The following is a 16,313-nucleotide window of genomic DNA, read 5'->3' on the forward strand; positions in this document are numbered from 1 at the left end:
GCGTCCCCCGTTCCCGCGACCTCGCAGAGGCGCGGGGTGACCGCTGTTCCTGCTGCCGCTACTCGGGCTATGGAAGAGCTTCTTTAAGTATAGCGGATCTGCCATGCGGGTCCGGGCGGGAGACAGAAATGACAGCGACGATCATCGACGGAAAGGCCTTCGCGGCCACGGTGCGCGGACAGGTGGCCGAGCATGTAGCGCGGCTGAAGCAGGAACATGACATCACGCCCGGCCTCGCGGTGGTGCTGGTGGGCGAAGACCCGGCCAGCCGGGTCTATGTCCGCTCGAAGGGCAAGATGACCGTCGAGGTCGGCATGAACTCGTGGGAGCACAAGCTGGATGCCGACACGCCCGAGGCCGACCTGCTGGCGCTGATCGACCGGCTGAACAATGATCCGGCGGTGCACGGCATCCTTGTGCAGCTGCCGCTGCCCAAGCATCTGGACGAGGATCTGGTGATCAATGCCATCGATCCGGCCAAGGATGTCGACGGCTTCCACATCTCGAACGTCGGCCTTCTGGGCACCGGGCAGAAGAGCATGGTGCCCTGCACGCCGCTGGGCTGCCTGATGATGCTGCGCGACCACCATGGCTCGCTGTCGGGAATGGACGCGGTGGTGATCGGGCGGTCGAACATCGTCGGCAAGCCGATGGCGCAGCTGCTGCTGGGCGACAGCTGCACGGTGACCATCGCGCATTCGCGGACCAAGGCTCTGGCGGATGTGGTGCGGCGCGCCGATATCGTGGTGGCGGCGGTGGGCCGCCCCGAGATGGTGCCGGGCGACTGGATCAAGCCGGGCGCGACGGTGATCGACGTGGGCATCAACCGCATCGACGCCCCGGAAAAGGGCGAGGGCAAGACCCGGCTGGTCGGCGACGTGGCCTACGACAGCTGCGCGGCGGTGGCGGGTGCGATCACCCCGGTGCCGGGCGGCGTCGGCCCGATGACCATCGCCTGCCTGCTGGCCAACACGCTGACCGCCTGCTGCCGCGCCAACGGCCTTGCAGAGCCGGAAGGCCTGACCGCATGAAACCGGACCCCCGGTATCTGCTAGGCAAACCCGTCCGGGACCGCATCCTGTCAGAGGTTCAATCCATGACAGGGGCGGCCGGGCGGATCGGCAAGCTGGTCTCGATCTCTATCGGGGACATCCCCGAGGTCGCCGTCTACGTCCGCAATCAGGCCCGCGCCGCCGCGCTTGCGGGCCTGCCCTTCGATCAGGAATTCTGGGGCGGCGAGGTCGGACAGGACGAATGCAAGGCCCGCATCCAGGCGATGAACGATGATCCCGACGTGCTGGGAATCATCCTGCAGCGCCCGGTGCCGGATCACATCAACGTCCGCTCGCTGCAATCCGCCATCCATCCCCTGAAGGATGTCGAGGGCATGAACCCGGCCTCGATCGGCAATATCGTCTACAACGATGTCGCCATGGCCCCCTGTACCGCCGCCGCCGCGGTCGAGCTTATCCGCGAGACCGGGCTCGACATGAAGGGGCTGGAGGTCGTGATGGTCGGGCATTCCGAGATCGTCGGCAAACCGGCGGCGATGATGTTGATGGCCGAAGGCGCCACGGTGACGGTCTGTCACCACCTGACGCGCTCGGTCGCGATGCATTCCCGCCGCGCGGACGTGATCGTCGTCGCCGTCGGCAAGGCGCATCTGATCGGGCCGGACATGGTCAAGCCGGGGGCCGCGGTCATCGACATCGGCATCAACCAGCGCATCCACCCGGACGGCTCGACCGATATCGTCGGCGATGTCGACACCGAGGCGGTGAAGGAAATCGCCGGCTGGGTCACCCCGGTTCCGGGCGGCGTCGGTCCGGTGACCGTCGCCATGCTGATGCGCAACGCGATGCGCGCCTACCAGCGCCAGCAGGCGGCGGGCTGGAGAACCTGAAGCCGCGCCGCCAGCGGTTCACTGCAAGAGGCATCGCAAATCTCTTGCTTGATACCGAAGGCGGTGTATATTCTTTTCATTAAATATTTTTTCCGCAAAGGCAAAAGCCGGAAGGAGAGGACATGCTGGATACCCGCTTTCCCAATGTGGTGCCGGGGCCGCCGCGACCCAGCGGCATCTTCGAGCCGAAGGTCTTTTCCATGCCGCCGGGCAGCGAACGCTACGTGGTCGAGGGCCGCGGCGCGATCCTGGTCCGACTGGAGGCCGGCGACCGCACTGGAGATCGAGAACACCGAGGGCGGCCAGCCCTGCGAGATCGTCTGCGCCCACCCGGACGGCAGTTTCGATCCCGGCTTGATCGGGGCGACGGGGCAGGGGGATGCCTCGGGGTTGAAGGCTTTGCTGACCTCGGAGGACCGCTCGCTGCGCAGCCTGCGGATGGGCATCGAGGCACGGGGTCTGGATCTTGCCCGCGCGACGGCGGTGACGCTGTTCGGCGCGACGACTCCGGCGCGCACGACGGAAAGCTTCACCGCAACCGGCGAAGGCACCGTGATCATCGCGGCCCCGGGCGGCATCATGGATTTCGAGGCGCAGGACACGGCCACACCGCTGACCGTCTACATTCGCCGCGCCACCCTGAAAACCGTCAAGACGTTCGAACTGCCCGACCCGCTGGCCGATCCTGTGGCCGACGTCCGCGTGCATTCGGCGACCGCCGAGGCCTATTTCGTCAAGGCCGGGGACTATATCCAGATCCTTGACGTGAACGGCAAGCAATGTACGGATTTCCAGTGCTTTTCCGCGCGCAAACTGGACAAGGGCATCGAGCACGCGCTGGATGTGACCACGACCCGGACGCTGATGGAACACGCCTACCCGATGCCGGGTCTGCATGCGAAATACTACGATCAGGACATGCTGCCGCTGGTCGAGGTCATCGAGGACACCTGCGGGCGGCACGATGCCTTCGCGCTGGCCTGCTCGGCCAAGTATTACGACGACATCGGCTATCCCGGCCACGTCAACTGCTCCGACAACTTCAACGCGGTGCTTGCGCCGCATGGGGTGACCGGACGCAAGGGCTGGATGGCGATCAACTTCTTCTTCAACACCGGCCTCGACGAGCACGGCGTCATGTACTCGGACGAGCCATGGTCGCGGCCCGGGGACTACGTGCTGCTGCGGGCGCTGACCGACCTTGTCTGCGTCAGCTCTGCCTGCCCGGACGACACCTCGGCTGCAAACGGCTGGAATCCGACTGACATCCATGTCCGCACCTACAGCGGCAAGGAAACCTTTCAACGCGCCGTGGCGTACCGGCCCACCCCAGATGCGGAAGCGAAGATGACGAAACAGACCGCCTTTCACGACCGGTTCGACCGGTTCACCGACAACTTCATCGAATACAACGGCTACTGGCTTGCCAATTGCATGGCGACCGCCGGCCCGATCGCGGAGTATCACGCCTGCCGCCAGAAGGTTGTCGTGACCGACCTCAGCCCGCTGCGCAAGTTCGAGATCACCGGACCCGACAGCGAGGCGCTGTGCCAATACGTCTTCACCCGCAACATGAAGACCCTGCCGGTCGGCGGCGTGGTCTATACCGCGATGTGCTATCCGCACGGCGGCATGGTGGACGACGGCACCGTCTTCCGGCTGGGCAAGGACAACTTCCGCTGGATCGGCGGCTCCGACTACGGCGGCGAGTGGATCCGCGAAAAGGCCGACGAGCTGGGTCTGAAGGTGCTGATCCGGTCCTCTACGGACATGCAGCACAATATCGCGGTGCAGGGCCCGGAAAGCCGCGACCTGCTGCGCAAGATCATCTGGACCGCGCCGCACCAGCCGAACTTCGACGATCTCGACTGGTTCCGCTTCACGCCCGCGCGCCTGAACAACGAACAGGGCGTTCCGGTGGTGATCAGCCGCACCGGCTACACCGGCGAACTGGGCTACGAGATCTTCTGCCACCCCAAACACGCCGGAGAGGTCTTCGACGCGGTCTGGGAGGCCGGTCAGCCGCATGGCATCACCCCGCTGGGCTTCGAGGCCCTGGACATGGTGCGGATCGAGGCCGGGCTGATCTTTGCGGGCTATGATTTCTCGGACCAGACCGACCCCTTCGAGGCGGGCATCGGCTTTACCGTGCCGCTCAAGTCCAAGCCGGACGATTTCATCGGGCGCGACGCGCTGATCCGCCGCAAGGACACCCCGGCGCGCAAGCTGGTCGGGCTGGACATCGACAGCAACGTCGCGGTGTCGCATGGCGATTGCGTGCACATCGGGCGGGCGCAGATCGGAGAGATCACCTCGTCGATGCGCTCGCCGCTGCTGGGCCGGAACATTGCCATGGCGCGGGTGGACGTGGCGCATTCCGCGCCGGGCACGAAGCTGGAGATCGGCAAGCTAGACGGTCATCAGAAGCGTCTGCCCGCCACGATCCGCGCGGATCTGGCCGCCTACGACCCCAAGAAGGAACGTCCGCGGTCCTGACCCGCGGCGTCGCGGGCGCCCCTCGGCAACGAGGGACGCCCGCCCCGCCCATTCGTTACCCTGTCCAAACTGAGCCCGGTGGTGCATTCGTTGCACCGCCGGGTTTTTTCGTGGACGCAGATCGGCGCAGGGTTAGCCGAGTACGAATGCCGTATTCCAGCCGGCTGGGCGAGGGGAGAGTGTTTCCCATCCTTGTCCTATGACGATCACCTCAGGATGGGCCGACCTTCTGTGTGAGACCGCCCGCCCCCTCATCGCCGTGGCACGACAGAGTTGCCGCGATCCCTGAAGAGATGCGCTCAAGTCACTGCAAGATAGTTGGAAAGATGAGGATCAGGTGCACACCCCCGGGCGCTGAAGCGACCCGGGGATGGCGCGACTTGACCGGGCTAGGGGCCCCGGCCAATCAGCAAAACTTGCACATCTGCAACATTGGTGCCGGTGGCGCCGGTGATCAGGAGATCGTCCGACAGGCGCAGCGCCGCATTACTGTCGTTGTTGTCCAGGTAACGTTCAGGCGGCTGACCGCGCGCGCGGATGCGGTTCAGCGTCTCCTGGTCCACGATGGCGCCCGCCGCGTCGGTGGGGCCGTCGCGTCCGTCGGTGCCGCCGGACAGGAAGGTCCAGGGCGCGGCGACCGGCTGGGCATCGGCAAGCGCGGCCAGCCTCAGCGCCAGTTCCTGGTTGCGCCCGCCCAGACCGCGCCCGCGCACCCGCACGGTGGTTTCACCGCCCCAGAGGATCGCACGGGGCCGGTCGCCCGCAGCACTGTCCCGCAGCGTGCGAAAGATCGAGACCGCCGCCTCTCCGACATCGCCGGTCAGCGGGGTCTCGATGGCGTGGGCGTCGTAGTCGTGGCGCAGGCTTTCTGCCGCCGCCAGAACGCTTTCGCGGTTGCCGCCGATCAGGTGGTTGACGGTATCGCCCGGGAAAGGCACCCGGGCCGCGCGGCGCAGATGGCGCTGGATGCTTTCGGGCAGACGCTCGAAGAGACCGGCATCATGCAGGAGCTGCCTTGCCTCTTCGGCGGTTCCGATGGGCGCGGCGGTTGGGCCGCTGGCAATGGCCCGCAGGTCGTCGCCGATCACGTCCGACAGGATGTAACCGGTCACCTGCGCAGGCGCGGCAAGGCGGGCCATGCCGCCGCCTTTCAGCTCTGACACCTGTTGCCGGATCAGGTTCATGGCGACGATATCCAGCCCGCTGGCCAGCAGCAGCCGGTTCAGCGCCTGCTTGTCGTCCAGCGTGACCCCCGGCGGCGGCGCGGGCAGCAGGGCAGAGCCGCCGCCCGAGATCAGGGCGATCACCCGGTCACCGGGTTCGGTGCTGGCCAGCACCTCCTGCATGCGATGCGCGCCGGCGGCCCCGACACTGTCGGGCACCGGGTGCCCGGCGCGAAAAATCTCGGAGCCCGGTGTTTTTTCCGTGTTTTCGCGGTGGGTTACGCAGATCGACAGGCGCGGGCCGTCGATGCGGGGCAGGACCGCCCGCACCATGGCGGGGGCCGCCTTACCGACGGCAAGCACGATGGTTCGGTGGCCATGCGCGGCCTTGGGGAGGGGGAGGAGTCGAGGCAATCGCGCATGGCCAGCGCCGGGTCGGCGCGTCGTGTCGCGGCCCGGAAAGCCCGGGCCGCGTCCTGTCTGAAGTCGGAAATCTTATCCGGCGGCAATCTGGCGCGCCTTTTCGACCAGAACTTCGGCCTGGCGGATCGAGGCGTAGTCGATCAGCCGCCCGTCCAGCGAGACGGCGCCCTTGCCGGCGGCTTCGGCCTCGGCCATGGCGGTCAGGATGCGACCGGCCTTTTCGACCTCGGCGTCAGAGGGCGACATGACCTCGTTGGCCAGCGCGACCTGGCTGGGGTGGATGGCCCATTTGCCCTCGCAGCCCAGAACGGCGGCTCGCTTGGCGGCGGCGCGGTAGCCGTCGGGGTCACGGAAATCACCGAAGGGGCCGTCGATCGGGCGCAGCCCGTTGGCGCGCGCGGCGACCACCATGCGGGCCAGCGCATAGTGCCACATGTCGCCCCAATGGGTTTCGCGCGTGCTGTTCACATCCGGGTCCGTCAGGACCGAGTAATCGGGGTTCACGCCGCCGATGATCGTCGTGCGCGCGCGGGTCGAGGCAGCGTAATCGGCGACACCGAAGTGCAGGCTTTCGTTGCGCTTGGAGGCGGCGGCGATCTCGGAAACGTTCTGCATGCCAAGCGCGGTCTCGATGATGTGCTCGAAACCGATTCGCTTTTTCATGCCCTTGGCGTCTTCGATCTGGGTCACCATCATGTCGACGGCATAGACGTCGGCGGCGGTCCCGACCTTGGGAATCATGATCAGGTCAAGCCGGTCACCGGCCTGTTCGACCACGTCGACCACATCGCGATACATGTAATGCGTGTCGAGCCCGTTGATGCGGATCGACATGGTCTTGGTGCCCCAGTCGATCTCGTTCAGGGCCTTGATGATGTTCCGGCGCGCCTGTTCCTTTTCGTCCGGAGCGACCGCGTCCTCGAGGTCGAGGAAGATCACGTCTACGTCGGATTGCGCTGCCTTTTCAAACATTTGCGGCTGCGAACCGGGCACTGCCAACTCGGATCGGTTAAGACGGGCCGGGGCTTGGTCGATGGCGTGGAAGGACATGGTCGGGGACCTCTCTGAAAGGATATTGCGTGTGGACCCCTAATGGCATTCTTTATATTTTTATTCCCGTCAAGAAATTTTTTTGCATACGAGTGCACACCGGGAGGGGGCTTACCCGCCCCCCTTGGCCTGCGATGCGTAGTAATGGGCAATCGCCTGAGCGCGGTTTTTCACCGACAGCTTGTCGAAGACGTTGGACAGGTGAAACTTGACCGTGTTGGTCGAAATGTCCAGCCGCTCGGCCAGCTGCTTGTTGGTGAGCCCCTCGGCGAGGGCGTCGAGGATCGCGCGTTCCTTGCGCGACAGCGTGGCGATCGGATCGGTCTTCAGCTCGCGAATGTCGAGATAGGGAAAGACCATCTTGCCCGCCGCCACATCCACGCAGGTCTGGACCAGCGCGTCGATCGGCGCCGCCCGCGACACGAAGGCCGCGGCCCCCGAGGCCATGGCCCTGCGCGGGCTTGCCGGGTCGGCGTCATGTCCGTAGGCGACGATCTCGCGGCGCCCTGTCCTGCGCGCGCAGCACCTCGATCAGCTTTTCCGCCCCCAGCGCCGGGATGTTCCAGTCCAGCACGCAGACGCGCACTGGCACCCGCATGATCATCCCCAGAAAACCCTCGGCGGTGGCGCTGGTGGCGACCAGCGAGAATCGGGGATCGCGCTCGAAGACTTCGGACATGGCCGAAAGCACGAGGGGATTTCCGTCCCCCAGCATGATGTCTATCAGATCCGCCTTCATGTCACCCCTTTGAAGTTAAAGCGTTAATCGGAAGAAACCACCCATTTGGGGGGTGTCTGGAACGGCATACAACGGAATACTTGCCCAAATGGGTAGGAACTTCCCCACCATTTTGGATGCCCAAAAGCAGGATTAAGGGACGTTTTTTTAACTTTCAACAAATTATATAACCCAGAGGAAACAAAATTCTCACTGAGGTAAACACTGGGAGGTGTCATGACCGTAGCGCAACTTTTCCCCAAGCTTGAGATCCCGGAAACCATCGCGGCGGGCCCCGGCCCGGGCAATACCGATGCCCGCGTTCTGGCGGCTTTCTCGGGCGCCGGTATCGCCGACCACATGCACGGCGACGTTCTGCGCGGCATGGTTGAATGCAAGCTGATGCTGCGCCAGGTCTGGGGCACCGAGAACATCCACACCTTCGGCGTCGCCGGCACCGGCTGGAGCGGCCTGGACGTGATGTTCAGCGCCATCATGCCCGGCGACAAGGTTGTCGTCTTCAACAACGGCACCTTCTCGGGCATCGACGGGCTGACCGTCCGCATGAAGGCCGCCACCGCCGCGGAACTGGCGCTGAACCCGCTGGACCCGAAACCGGCCTCTGTTGTCGTGGTCGACGTGCCGCACGGCGTCTCGGTCACCGGCGGCATGGTCGAAGAGGCGCTGGCCCGGCACAAGCCGAAGTGGGCCTGCATGGCGCATTGGGAAACCGGATCGGGCCGCATCAACGACATCCGCGGCTTCAGCGAGGCCTGCGAGCGCCACGACGTCATGGGCCTGGTTGACGCGGTTTCGTCGCTGGGGGTCGAAGATTTCCGCATCGACGATTTCCCCGGCGTGCACGGCTGGGCCTCCTGCCCGCAGAAAGGCATCTGCTGCCTGCCGCTGACCTATGCGCCGGTGTCCTTCACCGACCGCTACATCGAGACGCTGAAGAAGACCGGCACCCGCACCTTCGTGCATCACCCGATCATGGAGGCCCGTCACTGGGGCATCATCGACGGCAAGGACGTCGAGAAGGGCACCTATCACCGGACCCATTCCGCCTATGCGGTCTCTGCCTTCCACGAGGCGCTGCGCATCACCCTGCAACAGGGCATCCCGGCGCGCGCCAAGGAATACGCCTTCCACGAGGCGGCGCTGCGCCGCGCGGTGCGGGCCATGGGCTGCGAGGTGACCTCGAACATGACGTCGCTGGTGGTTCTGAACCTGCCGTCAGAGCTGGCGGGCCGCGAGATGGAGCTGGTGCAATCCTGCCGGGCGCAGAACTTCGGCATCTGGCCGACGCTGTCGGCGCCGGTGCAGATCCGGATCGGCATCCTCAACCTGCTGACCCGCGCCGCCATCACCGATATCGTCCACCGTTTCGCGGATGCGATCCGCGCCATGGGCGGCACCGTTGACGGCGCCCGCGTCGAAGAGGCGCTGAACGCCGCCTACGACCAGGCCATCGCGGCAGAGTAATTCCAACACGATCCAATCTTTCGGAGGAGGAAAGAGCATGGATATCCATGAGTATCAGGCGAAGGAAATCCTCGCCAGTTTCGGTGTCGAGATCCCGCCGGGGGCGCTGGCCTACAGCCCGGAGCAGGCCGCTTACCGCGCCCGCGAACTGGGCGGCGACCGCTGGGTCGTCAAGGCGCAGGTCCACGCGGGTGGCCGTGGCAAGGCCGGCGGCGTGAAGGTCTGCGACAGCGACGCCGAGATCCGAGGCCACCTGCGAAGAGCTTTTCGACCGCAAGCTGGTGACCCATCAGACCGGACCCGAGGGTAAGGGCATCTACCGCGTCTACGTCGAGGGCGCCGTGCCGATCGACCGCGAGGTCTACCTGGGCTTCGTGCTGGACCGGACATCGCAGCGGGTGATGATCGTGGCCTCCGCCGAAGGCGGGATGGAGATCGAGGAGATCTCTGCCGAGAAGCCCGACAGCATCGTGCGCGCCACCGTCGAACCGGCGGTCGGCCTGCAGGACTTCCAGTGCCGCCAGATCGCCTTCAAGCTGGGGATCGAACCGGGCATGACGGCGGCGATGGTGCGCACGCTTCAGGGCTGCTACCGCGCCTTCCGCGAGCACGACGCGACCATGGTCGAGATCAACCCGCTGGTGGTGACCGGGGACAACCGGATCCTCGCGCTGGATGCGAAGATGACCTTCGACGACAACGCGCTGTTCCGCCATCCGCAGATCAGCGAGCTGCGCGACAAGAGCCAGGAAGATCCGCGCGAAAGCCGCGCCGCCGACCGGGGCCTGTCCTATGTCGGGCTCGACGGCAACATCGGCTGCATCGTGAACGGCGCCGGTCTGGCCATGGCCACGATGGACACCATCAAGCTGGCCGGGGGCGAACCCGCCAACTTCCTCGACATCGGTGGCGGCGCCACGCCGGAACGGGTCGCCAAGGCCTTCCGGCTGGTGATGTCCGACAGCAACGTGCAGGCGGTGCTGGTCAATATCTTCGCGGGTATCAACCGCTGCGACTGGGTCGCTGAAGGGGTCGTGCAGGCGCTGAAAGAGGTGCAGGTCGAGGTGCCCGTCGTGGTCCGCCTTGCGGGCACCAACGTCGAGGAGGGTCAGAAGATCCTCGCCAAGTCCGGTCTGCCGATCATCCGCGCGACCACCCTGATGGAAGCCGCCGAGCGCGCCGTTGGCGCCTGGCAGAACGACCTGACCCAGAACTCCAGAATGAGGGCCGTGCAATGAGCATCTTCATCGACAGAGACACCCCCGTCATCGTTCAGGGGATCACCGGCAAGATGGCCCGGTTCCACACTGCGGACATGATCGCCTATGGCACCAATGTCGTCGGCGGCGTGGTGCCCGGCAAGGGCGGGCAGGTGGTCGAGGGCGTTCCGGTCTTCGACACCGTCGAAGAGGCGGTTGCCGCCACCGGCGCGGTTGCAAGCCTCGTCTTCGTGCCGCCCCCCTTCGCGGCGGACAGCATCATGGAAGCCGCCGACGGGGGCATCAAGTACTGCGTCTGCATCACCGACGGCATTCCCGCGCAGGACATGATCCGGGTGAAGCGCTACATGTACCGCTACCCCAAGGAAAGCCGCATGGTGCTGACCGGCCCGAACTGCGCGGGCACGATCAGCCCGGGCAAGGCGCTTCTGGGCATCATGCCGGGCCACATCTACCTGCCGGGTCACGTGGGCATCATCGGTCGCTCGGGTACGCTGGGCTACGAGGCCGCGGCCCAGCTGAAAGAGCATGGCATCGGTATCTCGACCTCGGTCGGCATCGGTGGCGACCCGATCAACGGTTCTTCGTTCAAGGACATCCTCGAACGCTTCGAGGCCGATGACGAGACCCATGTCATCTGCATGATCGGCGAGATCGGCGGACCGCAGGAAGCCGAGGCCGCGGCCTATATCCGCGACCATGTGACCAAGCCGGTGATCGCCTATGTCGCGGGCCTGACCGCCCCCAAGGGCCGCACCATGGGCCACGCGGGCGCGATCATCTCGGCCTTCGGCGAAAGCGCCAGCGAGAAGGTCGAGATCCTGACCGCCGCCGGAGTCATCGTCGCCCCGAACCCGGCGGTGATCGGTGACACCATTGCCAAGGTCATGCAGAAAGAGGCGGCGTGATGAACACCATGTCCGTCCGAAACAATCGGCCGCGCGTGCTTGTCACGCGCCGCTGGCCACAATCGGTCGAGACCGAGCTGGCCGAACGCTTCGACACCGTCTTCAATATCGAGGACAAGGCCATGAGCGCCGCGGATTTCCGCGACGCCCTGGGCCACTTCGACGCCATCCTGCCGACGGTCACCGACGGGCTTGGCCCGGACGCTCTGAATGTGCCGCAGGCCCGCACCCGGCTGCTGGCCAATTACGGCGTCGGCTTCAGCCACATCGACACCGATGCGGCAAAGCGGCTGGGGATCGCGGTGACCAACACGCCCGACGTGCTGTCGGAATGCACCGCCGACCTTGCCATGACGCTGATGCTGATGGTCGCCCGCCGCGCCGGCGAAGGCGAGCGCGAGCTGCGCGCCGGGGCATGGACCGGCTGGCGTCCGACACATCTGGTCGGCGCCAAGGTCACCGGCAAGGTGCTGGGCATCGTGGGCTTTGGCCGCATCGGTCGGGCCATGGCGCGGCGCGCGCATTTCGGCTTTGGCATGAAGATCGTCGTGCAGAACCGCTCGAAGATCGCGCAGGAGGTGCTCGACCGTTTCGACGCGGAGCAGGTCGACAGCATCGACGAGCTGCTGCCGCAATGCGATTTCGTCTCGCTGCACTGTCCCGGCGGGGCGGCCAACCGGCACCTGATCAACGCGCGCCGTCTGGACCTGATGAAGCGTGGTGCCTTCCTGATCAACACCGCCCGGGGCGAGGTGATCGACGAGCAGGCGCTTGCGCAGGCCCTGATGTTCGATTGCATCGGCGGCGCTGCGCTGGATGTCTTCGACGGCGAGCCCCGGATCGCGCCGGTCCTGCTGGACTGCGACAACCTCGTCATGCTGCCGCATCTGGGCAGTGCCACCGAGGAAACCCGCACCGCCATGGGGCGGCGGGTGGTCGACAACCTCGTGGACTTCTTCGAGGGCCGCGAACCCGGCGACCGGGTGGCATGATGCGGGCGGTGGCAGAACCCAAGGGGCAGGAGTCCCCGGACACCTACGCCCAGGATGTGTATCGCCGCCTGCGTGGGGCCTGGCTGAAGGTTCTCCACCGCCGCGCGCCGCAGGTGGCGCAATCGCTGTCGGGTGGCGAGGCCGGTTGGGACGAGGCGCGCTACTCCGATCACCTGCAGGCCAGCACCATCTGGTTTCACCTGCAGCAGATCATGGAGGAAAACCTCGCGATCCGCACCAGCCGCCTGTCCGAACAAGAGGGCGCGCCGGGCGAGGACGGCTTTCTGCGCGCGCTGACCGACTGCCCCGAGGACCAGCGCGCCACGATGGTCTCGCTGCTGGCCGAGGGCAGGTTGTCGGTCGGCCCGACGATCACCGCCCACCCGACCGAGGCCAAGCGTGTCTCTGTCATGGAGATCCACCGCCGGATCTACCGCACCCTCGTGCTGTTCGAGACGATGCGCTGGTCCCCGCGCGAAATCGAGCGTCTGGAAGAGACGCTCGAGATGGAAATCGACCTTCTGTGGCTGACGGGTGAGCTGCGGATGGAGCGCCCCAGCCTTGAATCCGAGGTCGACTGGGGCCTGCAATTCTACCGCACCAGCCTGTTCGACGCGATTCCGCGCCTGTTCGAACGCTACCACGACGCGGTGACAGAGGTGCTTGGCCCGCCCACGCGCGATCATTGCTGTATCCGGTTCCATTCCTGGATCGGCGGCGATCGGGACGGCAATCCCAATGTCACCGCCGGGGTGACGCGCATGGCGCTGGACCGCTCGCACGAGATGATCGTCGAGAAGTACCTTCAGGCCCTCGACCGGGTGATCCCGCGCCTGAGCATTTCCGAGAAGATCGTCGCGGTCCCGCGCGCGCATCGCGACGCGCTGGCCGGGATCGTCGAAACCCGCAGCACCGACCCGGATCGCTGTGCCGCGCGCAATCCCAACGAGATCTTCCGGCAGGCGGCCACGGCCATACGGCAATGCCTTGCCGCCGGGGATTACCGCGACGTCTCGGCCTTCCTTGCCGACCTGCGCAGCGTCGAGGCGGCGCTGGAGTCCGTGGGCGCCGTGCAGATGGCGCGGCAGCTGGTCCGCCCGCTGCGCTGGCAGGCGGCCACCTTCGGCTTCCGCGCCCATACGCTGGATATCCGCCAGAACTCGGACGTGGTGACACGCACGCTTGAAGCGGTCTGGAACGCCCTCGATGCCGCGCCGGAACCGCTGTCGGCGGACTGGTCCGCACGGCTTCGGCGCGAGGTGGGACAGGCGGGCCTGAAGGCGCTCGACCGAGGCAAGCTGGGCGACGAGGCGGCGGAACTGATGGCGCTGCTGCATCTCATCCGCGAGGTGCACGATGGCCCGGACCCCGAGGCCATCGGCCCGTTCATCCTGTCGATGACCCGCTCGGCGGACGACCTGCTGGCCGTACTGCTGCTGGCCCGTTATGCCGGGTTCGGCGCCGAACGCCTGTCGCTGAAGGTGGTGCCGCTCTTCGAGACCATCGAGGACCTGCGCGCGGCCCCGGCGATCCTGCGCGACGTCCTGTCGATCCCGCTGGCCGCACGGAGCATGAAGGACCGCACCGGGCGGCTGGAAATCATGCTGGGCTATTCCGACAGCAACAAGGACGGCGGCTTCCTCTGTTCCAGCTGGTCTCTGGATCGGGCGCAGCGCGCGATCACCCGCGCCATCGCCGCCTTCGGGGCGCGCCCGGTGTTCTTCCACGGTCGCGGCGGTTCGGTCAGCCGGGGCGGGGCGCCCACCGCTCGCGCCATCGCCGCGCAGCCGCGCGGCACGCTGACCGGAACCCTGCGCCTGACCGAACAGGGCGAGGTGGTGACCGCGAAATACGCCAACACCGGCACCGCGGCGGCGCAGCTGGAACTGCTGGCCTCTTCCGTGCTGCGCCACAGCACCGGCCCGGCCTTCGAAACCGTCGACCCCGAGGCCGACGACGTGATGGAGACGCTGTCCAGCCTCAGCCAGACCACCTACCAGACGCTGCTGCGTCATCCGGGCTTCCTGAGCTATTTCAACGAGGCCAGCCCGGTCAACGAACTGGCCCTGCTGAAGATCGGGTCGCGCCCGGCCCGCCGCTTCGGCGCCGCGTCACTCTCCGATCTGCGCGCGATCCCCCGGGTCTTTGCATGGACCCAGAACCGCCAGATGATCAGCAGCTGGTACGGCTTCGGGCAGGCGCTGCAGGATTTCCGCGCGATCCGGGGGCCCGAGGGCGAGGGTGCCCTGTCCCGGGTGATGCAGGACCTGCCGCTCTTCCGGCTTTGTGTCGACGAGGTCGAGAAATCGCTGATGCTGGTCCGGCTGGACGTGGCAGAGCTTTATGCCGGACTGGTGGAAGACCGGGCCGCGGCCGAAGCGGTCTTCGGCCTGATCCGGGCCGAGCACAGGCGCTCGGTCGAGGCCATCGAAAGCCTTACCGGCACGCCCCTGGGCAGCCGGTTCCGCAACGCTGCCGCGCGGATCGCGCAGCACGACTCCGCCCTGCGGTCGGCCCACGAAGCGCAGGTCCGCCTGTTGCAGCGGGTGCGGGCCGAGGACGGCAACCGCCATCGCATACAGTTGATGCAGACCATGAACTGCATTTCGGCCGGTCTTGGATGGACCGGCTAGGAGGAACAGGAGGAAAGTCATGAACGTCACCTTTACCCAGGACGGGTTCTTCTCGGACTCGCTGTCCGACCGTGACCCCGAACTCTTTGCCGCGATCACCGGCGAGCTTGGCCGCCAGCGCGACGAGATCGAGCTGATCGCCTCCGAGAACATCGTCAGCCGGGCGGTTCTGCAGGCGCAGGGCTCGGTCATGACCAACAAATATGCCGAAGGCTACCCGGGCCGCCGCTACTACGGCGGTTGCGACTTCGTCGATGTGGCCGAGAACCTCGCCATCGACCGTGCCAAGGCGCTGTTCGGCTGCGAGTTTGCCAACGTGCAGCCGAACTCGGGCTCCAGGCCAACCAGGGGGTGTTCCAGGCGCTGATCAAGCCCGGCGACACCATCCTCGGCATGAGCCTCGACGCCGGTGGCCACCTGACCCACGGCGCCAGGCCGAACCAGTCCGGCAAGTGGTTCAACGCCGTGCAATACGGCGTGCGCAAGCAGGACAACCTGCTGGATTACGACCAGGTCGCCGAGCTGGCAAAAGAACACCAGCCCAAGCTGATCGTGGCCGGCGGCTCTGCCATCCCGCGCCAGATCGACTTTGCCCGCATGCGCGAGATCGCCGACAGCGTCGGCGCCTACCTGCATGTCGACATGGCGCATTTCGCCGGTCTGGTGGCGGCGGGCGAGCACCCCTCGCCCTTCCCGCATGCGCATGTGGCGACCACCACGACTCACAAGACCCTGCGCGGTCCGCGTGGCGGCATGATCCTGACAAACGATGAAGAGATCGCCAAGAAGATCAACTCGGCGATCTTCCCCGGCATCCAGGGCGGCCCGCTGATGCATGTGATCGCGGCCAAGGCCGTGGCCTTCGGCGAGGCGCTGGATCCTTCGTTCAAGACCTACCAGCAGAACGTGATCCGCAACGCTCAGGCGCTGTCGGACCAGCTGATCAAGGGCGGGCTGGACACAGTGACCCATGGCACCGACACCCATGTGGTGCTGGTGGACCTGCGGCCCAAGGGCGTGAAGGGCAACGAGACCGAGAAGGCTCTGGGCCGCGCGCATATCACCTGTAACAAGAACGGTGTGCCCTTCGACCCAGAGAAGCCGACGGTGACTTCCGGTATCCGCACGGGTTCTCCCGCCGGGACGACACGCGGCTTCGGCGAGGCCGAGTTCCGCCAGATCGCCGACTGGATCGTCGAGGTCGTGGACGGGCTGAAGGCCAATGGCGCCGAAGGCAATGCCGCGGTCGAGGCCAAGGTGAAGGGTGAGGTCGCGGCCCTGTGCCAGCGCTTCCCGGTGTATCCGGGGCTGTAAGGGCCCTT

The 16,313-nt window shown here is 66.2% G+C and carries 10 protein-coding genes and 3 pseudogenes; 9 read left to right on the forward strand and 4 right to left on the reverse strand.

Features of this window, described 5'->3' with window-relative positions:
• The first annotated feature begins 128 nt into the window (after positions 1–128).
• The 3 genes and pseudogenes from folD to ABFB10_RS00855 all read left to right on the forward strand — a co-directional run bounded on the left by folD (position 129) and on the right by ABFB10_RS00855 (position 4,399).
• Positions 129–1,031, forward strand: a complete 903-nt coding sequence (gene folD, locus ABFB10_RS00845) for a bifunctional methylenetetrahydrofolate dehydrogenase/methenyltetrahydrofolate cyclohydrolase FolD (RefSeq protein WP_347164937.1) — start codon at positions 129–131, stop codon at positions 1,029–1,031.
• A complete protein-coding gene (locus ABFB10_RS00850; RefSeq protein WP_347164938.1) occupies positions 1,028–1,903 on the forward strand; it encodes a bifunctional 5,10-methylenetetrahydrofolate dehydrogenase/5,10-methenyltetrahydrofolate cyclohydrolase in 876 nt (291 codons plus the stop codon). Before folD ends, ABFB10_RS00850 begins: the two co-directional genes overlap by 4 nt.
• 122 nt (positions 1,904–2,025) lie before the next feature.
• A pseudogene (locus ABFB10_RS00855) lies at positions 2,026–4,399 on the forward strand (trimethylamine N-oxide demethylase).
• 389 nt (positions 4,400–4,788) lie between these two features.
• Here ABFB10_RS00855 and ABFB10_RS00860 read toward each other — a convergent pair.
• From ABFB10_RS00860 to ABFB10_RS00875, 4 genes are all read right to left on the reverse strand, one after another.
• Positions 4,789–5,895 (reverse strand): glycerate kinase type-2 family protein, encoded by a 1,107-nt coding sequence (locus tag ABFB10_RS00860; protein WP_347164939.1) that lies wholly within the window; start codon positions 5,893–5,895, stop codon positions 4,789–4,791.
• A gap of 162 nt (positions 5,896–6,057) precedes the next feature.
• Entirely contained in the window at positions 6,058–7,035 is a 978-nt protein-coding gene (locus ABFB10_RS00865; RefSeq protein ID WP_347164940.1) for an HpcH/HpaI aldolase/citrate lyase family protein, read from the reverse strand.
• 111 nt (positions 7,036–7,146) lie between these two features.
• Positions 7,147–7,482 carry a helix-turn-helix domain-containing protein gene (locus tag ABFB10_RS00870; RefSeq protein ID WP_347164941.1) on the reverse strand — a complete coding sequence of 112 codons (336 nt, stop codon included), beginning with the start codon at positions 7,480–7,482 and terminating at the stop codon, positions 7,147–7,149.
• Between the two features lie 28 nt (positions 7,483–7,510).
• Entirely contained in the window at positions 7,511–7,774 is a 264-nt protein-coding gene (locus ABFB10_RS00875) for a hypothetical protein (protein ID WP_347164942.1), read from the reverse strand.
• A 216-nt stretch (positions 7,775–7,990) separates the two neighbouring features.
• Here ABFB10_RS00875 and ABFB10_RS00880 point away from each other — a divergent pair, with 216 nt between their 5' ends.
• The 6 genes and pseudogenes from ABFB10_RS00880 to glyA all read left to right on the forward strand — a co-directional run bounded on the left by ABFB10_RS00880 (position 7,991) and on the right by glyA (position 16,305).
• Positions 7,991–9,238, forward strand: a complete 1,248-nt coding sequence (locus ABFB10_RS00880; RefSeq protein WP_347164943.1) for a pyridoxal-phosphate-dependent aminotransferase family protein — start codon at positions 7,991–7,993, stop codon at positions 9,236–9,238.
• Between the two features lie 37 nt (positions 9,239–9,275).
• A pseudogene (locus ABFB10_RS00885) lies at positions 9,276–10,476 on the forward strand (malate--CoA ligase subunit beta).
• Positions 10,473–11,366, forward strand: coding sequence for a succinate--CoA ligase subunit alpha (gene sucD, locus ABFB10_RS00890; RefSeq protein ID WP_206566832.1), 894 nt, complete (start codon positions 10,473–10,475; stop codon positions 11,364–11,366). The pseudogene ABFB10_RS00885 and the gene sucD overlap by 4 nt, the downstream one beginning before the upstream one ends.
• Positions 11,366–12,358: a 2-hydroxyacid dehydrogenase gene (locus tag ABFB10_RS00895; protein ID WP_347164944.1), complete on the forward strand. Its 993-nt coding sequence runs from the start codon at positions 11,366–11,368 to the stop codon at positions 12,356–12,358. Before sucD ends, ABFB10_RS00895 begins: the two co-directional genes overlap by 1 nt.
• A complete protein-coding gene (locus tag ABFB10_RS00900; protein WP_430522978.1) occupies positions 12,358–14,991 on the forward strand; it encodes a phosphoenolpyruvate carboxylase in 2,634 nt (877 codons plus the stop codon). Before ABFB10_RS00895 ends, ABFB10_RS00900 begins: the two co-directional genes overlap by 1 nt.
• Positions 14,992–15,010: 19 nt before the next feature.
• Positions 15,011–16,305: pseudogene (glyA, locus tag ABFB10_RS00905) on the forward strand (serine hydroxymethyltransferase).
• Positions 16,306–16,313: the final 8 nt, after the last annotated feature.

Source organism: Ponticoccus litoralis, from assembly GCF_039769985.1.
Taxonomy (GTDB): domain Bacteria; phylum Pseudomonadota; class Alphaproteobacteria; order Rhodobacterales; family Rhodobacteraceae; genus Ponticoccus; species Ponticoccus litoralis.

Coding starts and splice junctions, on each gene's coding strand:
- ABFB10_RS00865 (WP_347164940.1), bottom strand. CDS start 7,035: ATGTCCTTCCACGCCATCGACCAAGCCCCGGCCCGTCTTAACCGATCC.
- ABFB10_RS00860 (WP_347164939.1), bottom strand. CDS start 5,895: ATGGTGCGGGCGGTCCTGCCCCGCATCGACGGCCCGCGCCTGTCGATC.
- ABFB10_RS00895 (WP_347164944.1), top strand. CDS start 11,366: ATGAACACCATGTCCGTCCGAAACAATCGGCCGCGCGTGCTTGTCACG.
- ABFB10_RS00875 (WP_347164942.1), bottom strand. CDS start 7,774: ATGAAGGCGGATCTGATAGACATCATGCTGGGGGACGGAAATCCCCTC.
- ABFB10_RS00870 (WP_347164941.1), bottom strand. CDS start 7,482: ATGGCCTCGGGGGCCGCGGCCTTCGTGTCGCGGGCGGCGCCGATCGAC.
- sucD (WP_206566832.1), top strand. CDS start 10,473: ATGAGCATCTTCATCGACAGAGACACCCCCGTCATCGTTCAGGGGATC.
- ABFB10_RS00900 (WP_430522978.1), top strand. CDS start 12,358: ATGCGGGCGGTGGCAGAACCCAAGGGGCAGGAGTCCCCGGACACCTAC.
- ABFB10_RS00880 (WP_347164943.1), top strand. CDS start 7,991: ATGACCGTAGCGCAACTTTTCCCCAAGCTTGAGATCCCGGAAACCATC.
- folD (WP_347164937.1), top strand. CDS start 129: ATGACAGCGACGATCATCGACGGAAAGGCCTTCGCGGCCACGGTGCGC.
- ABFB10_RS00850 (WP_347164938.1), top strand. CDS start 1,028: ATGAAACCGGACCCCCGGTATCTGCTAGGCAAACCCGTCCGGGACCGC.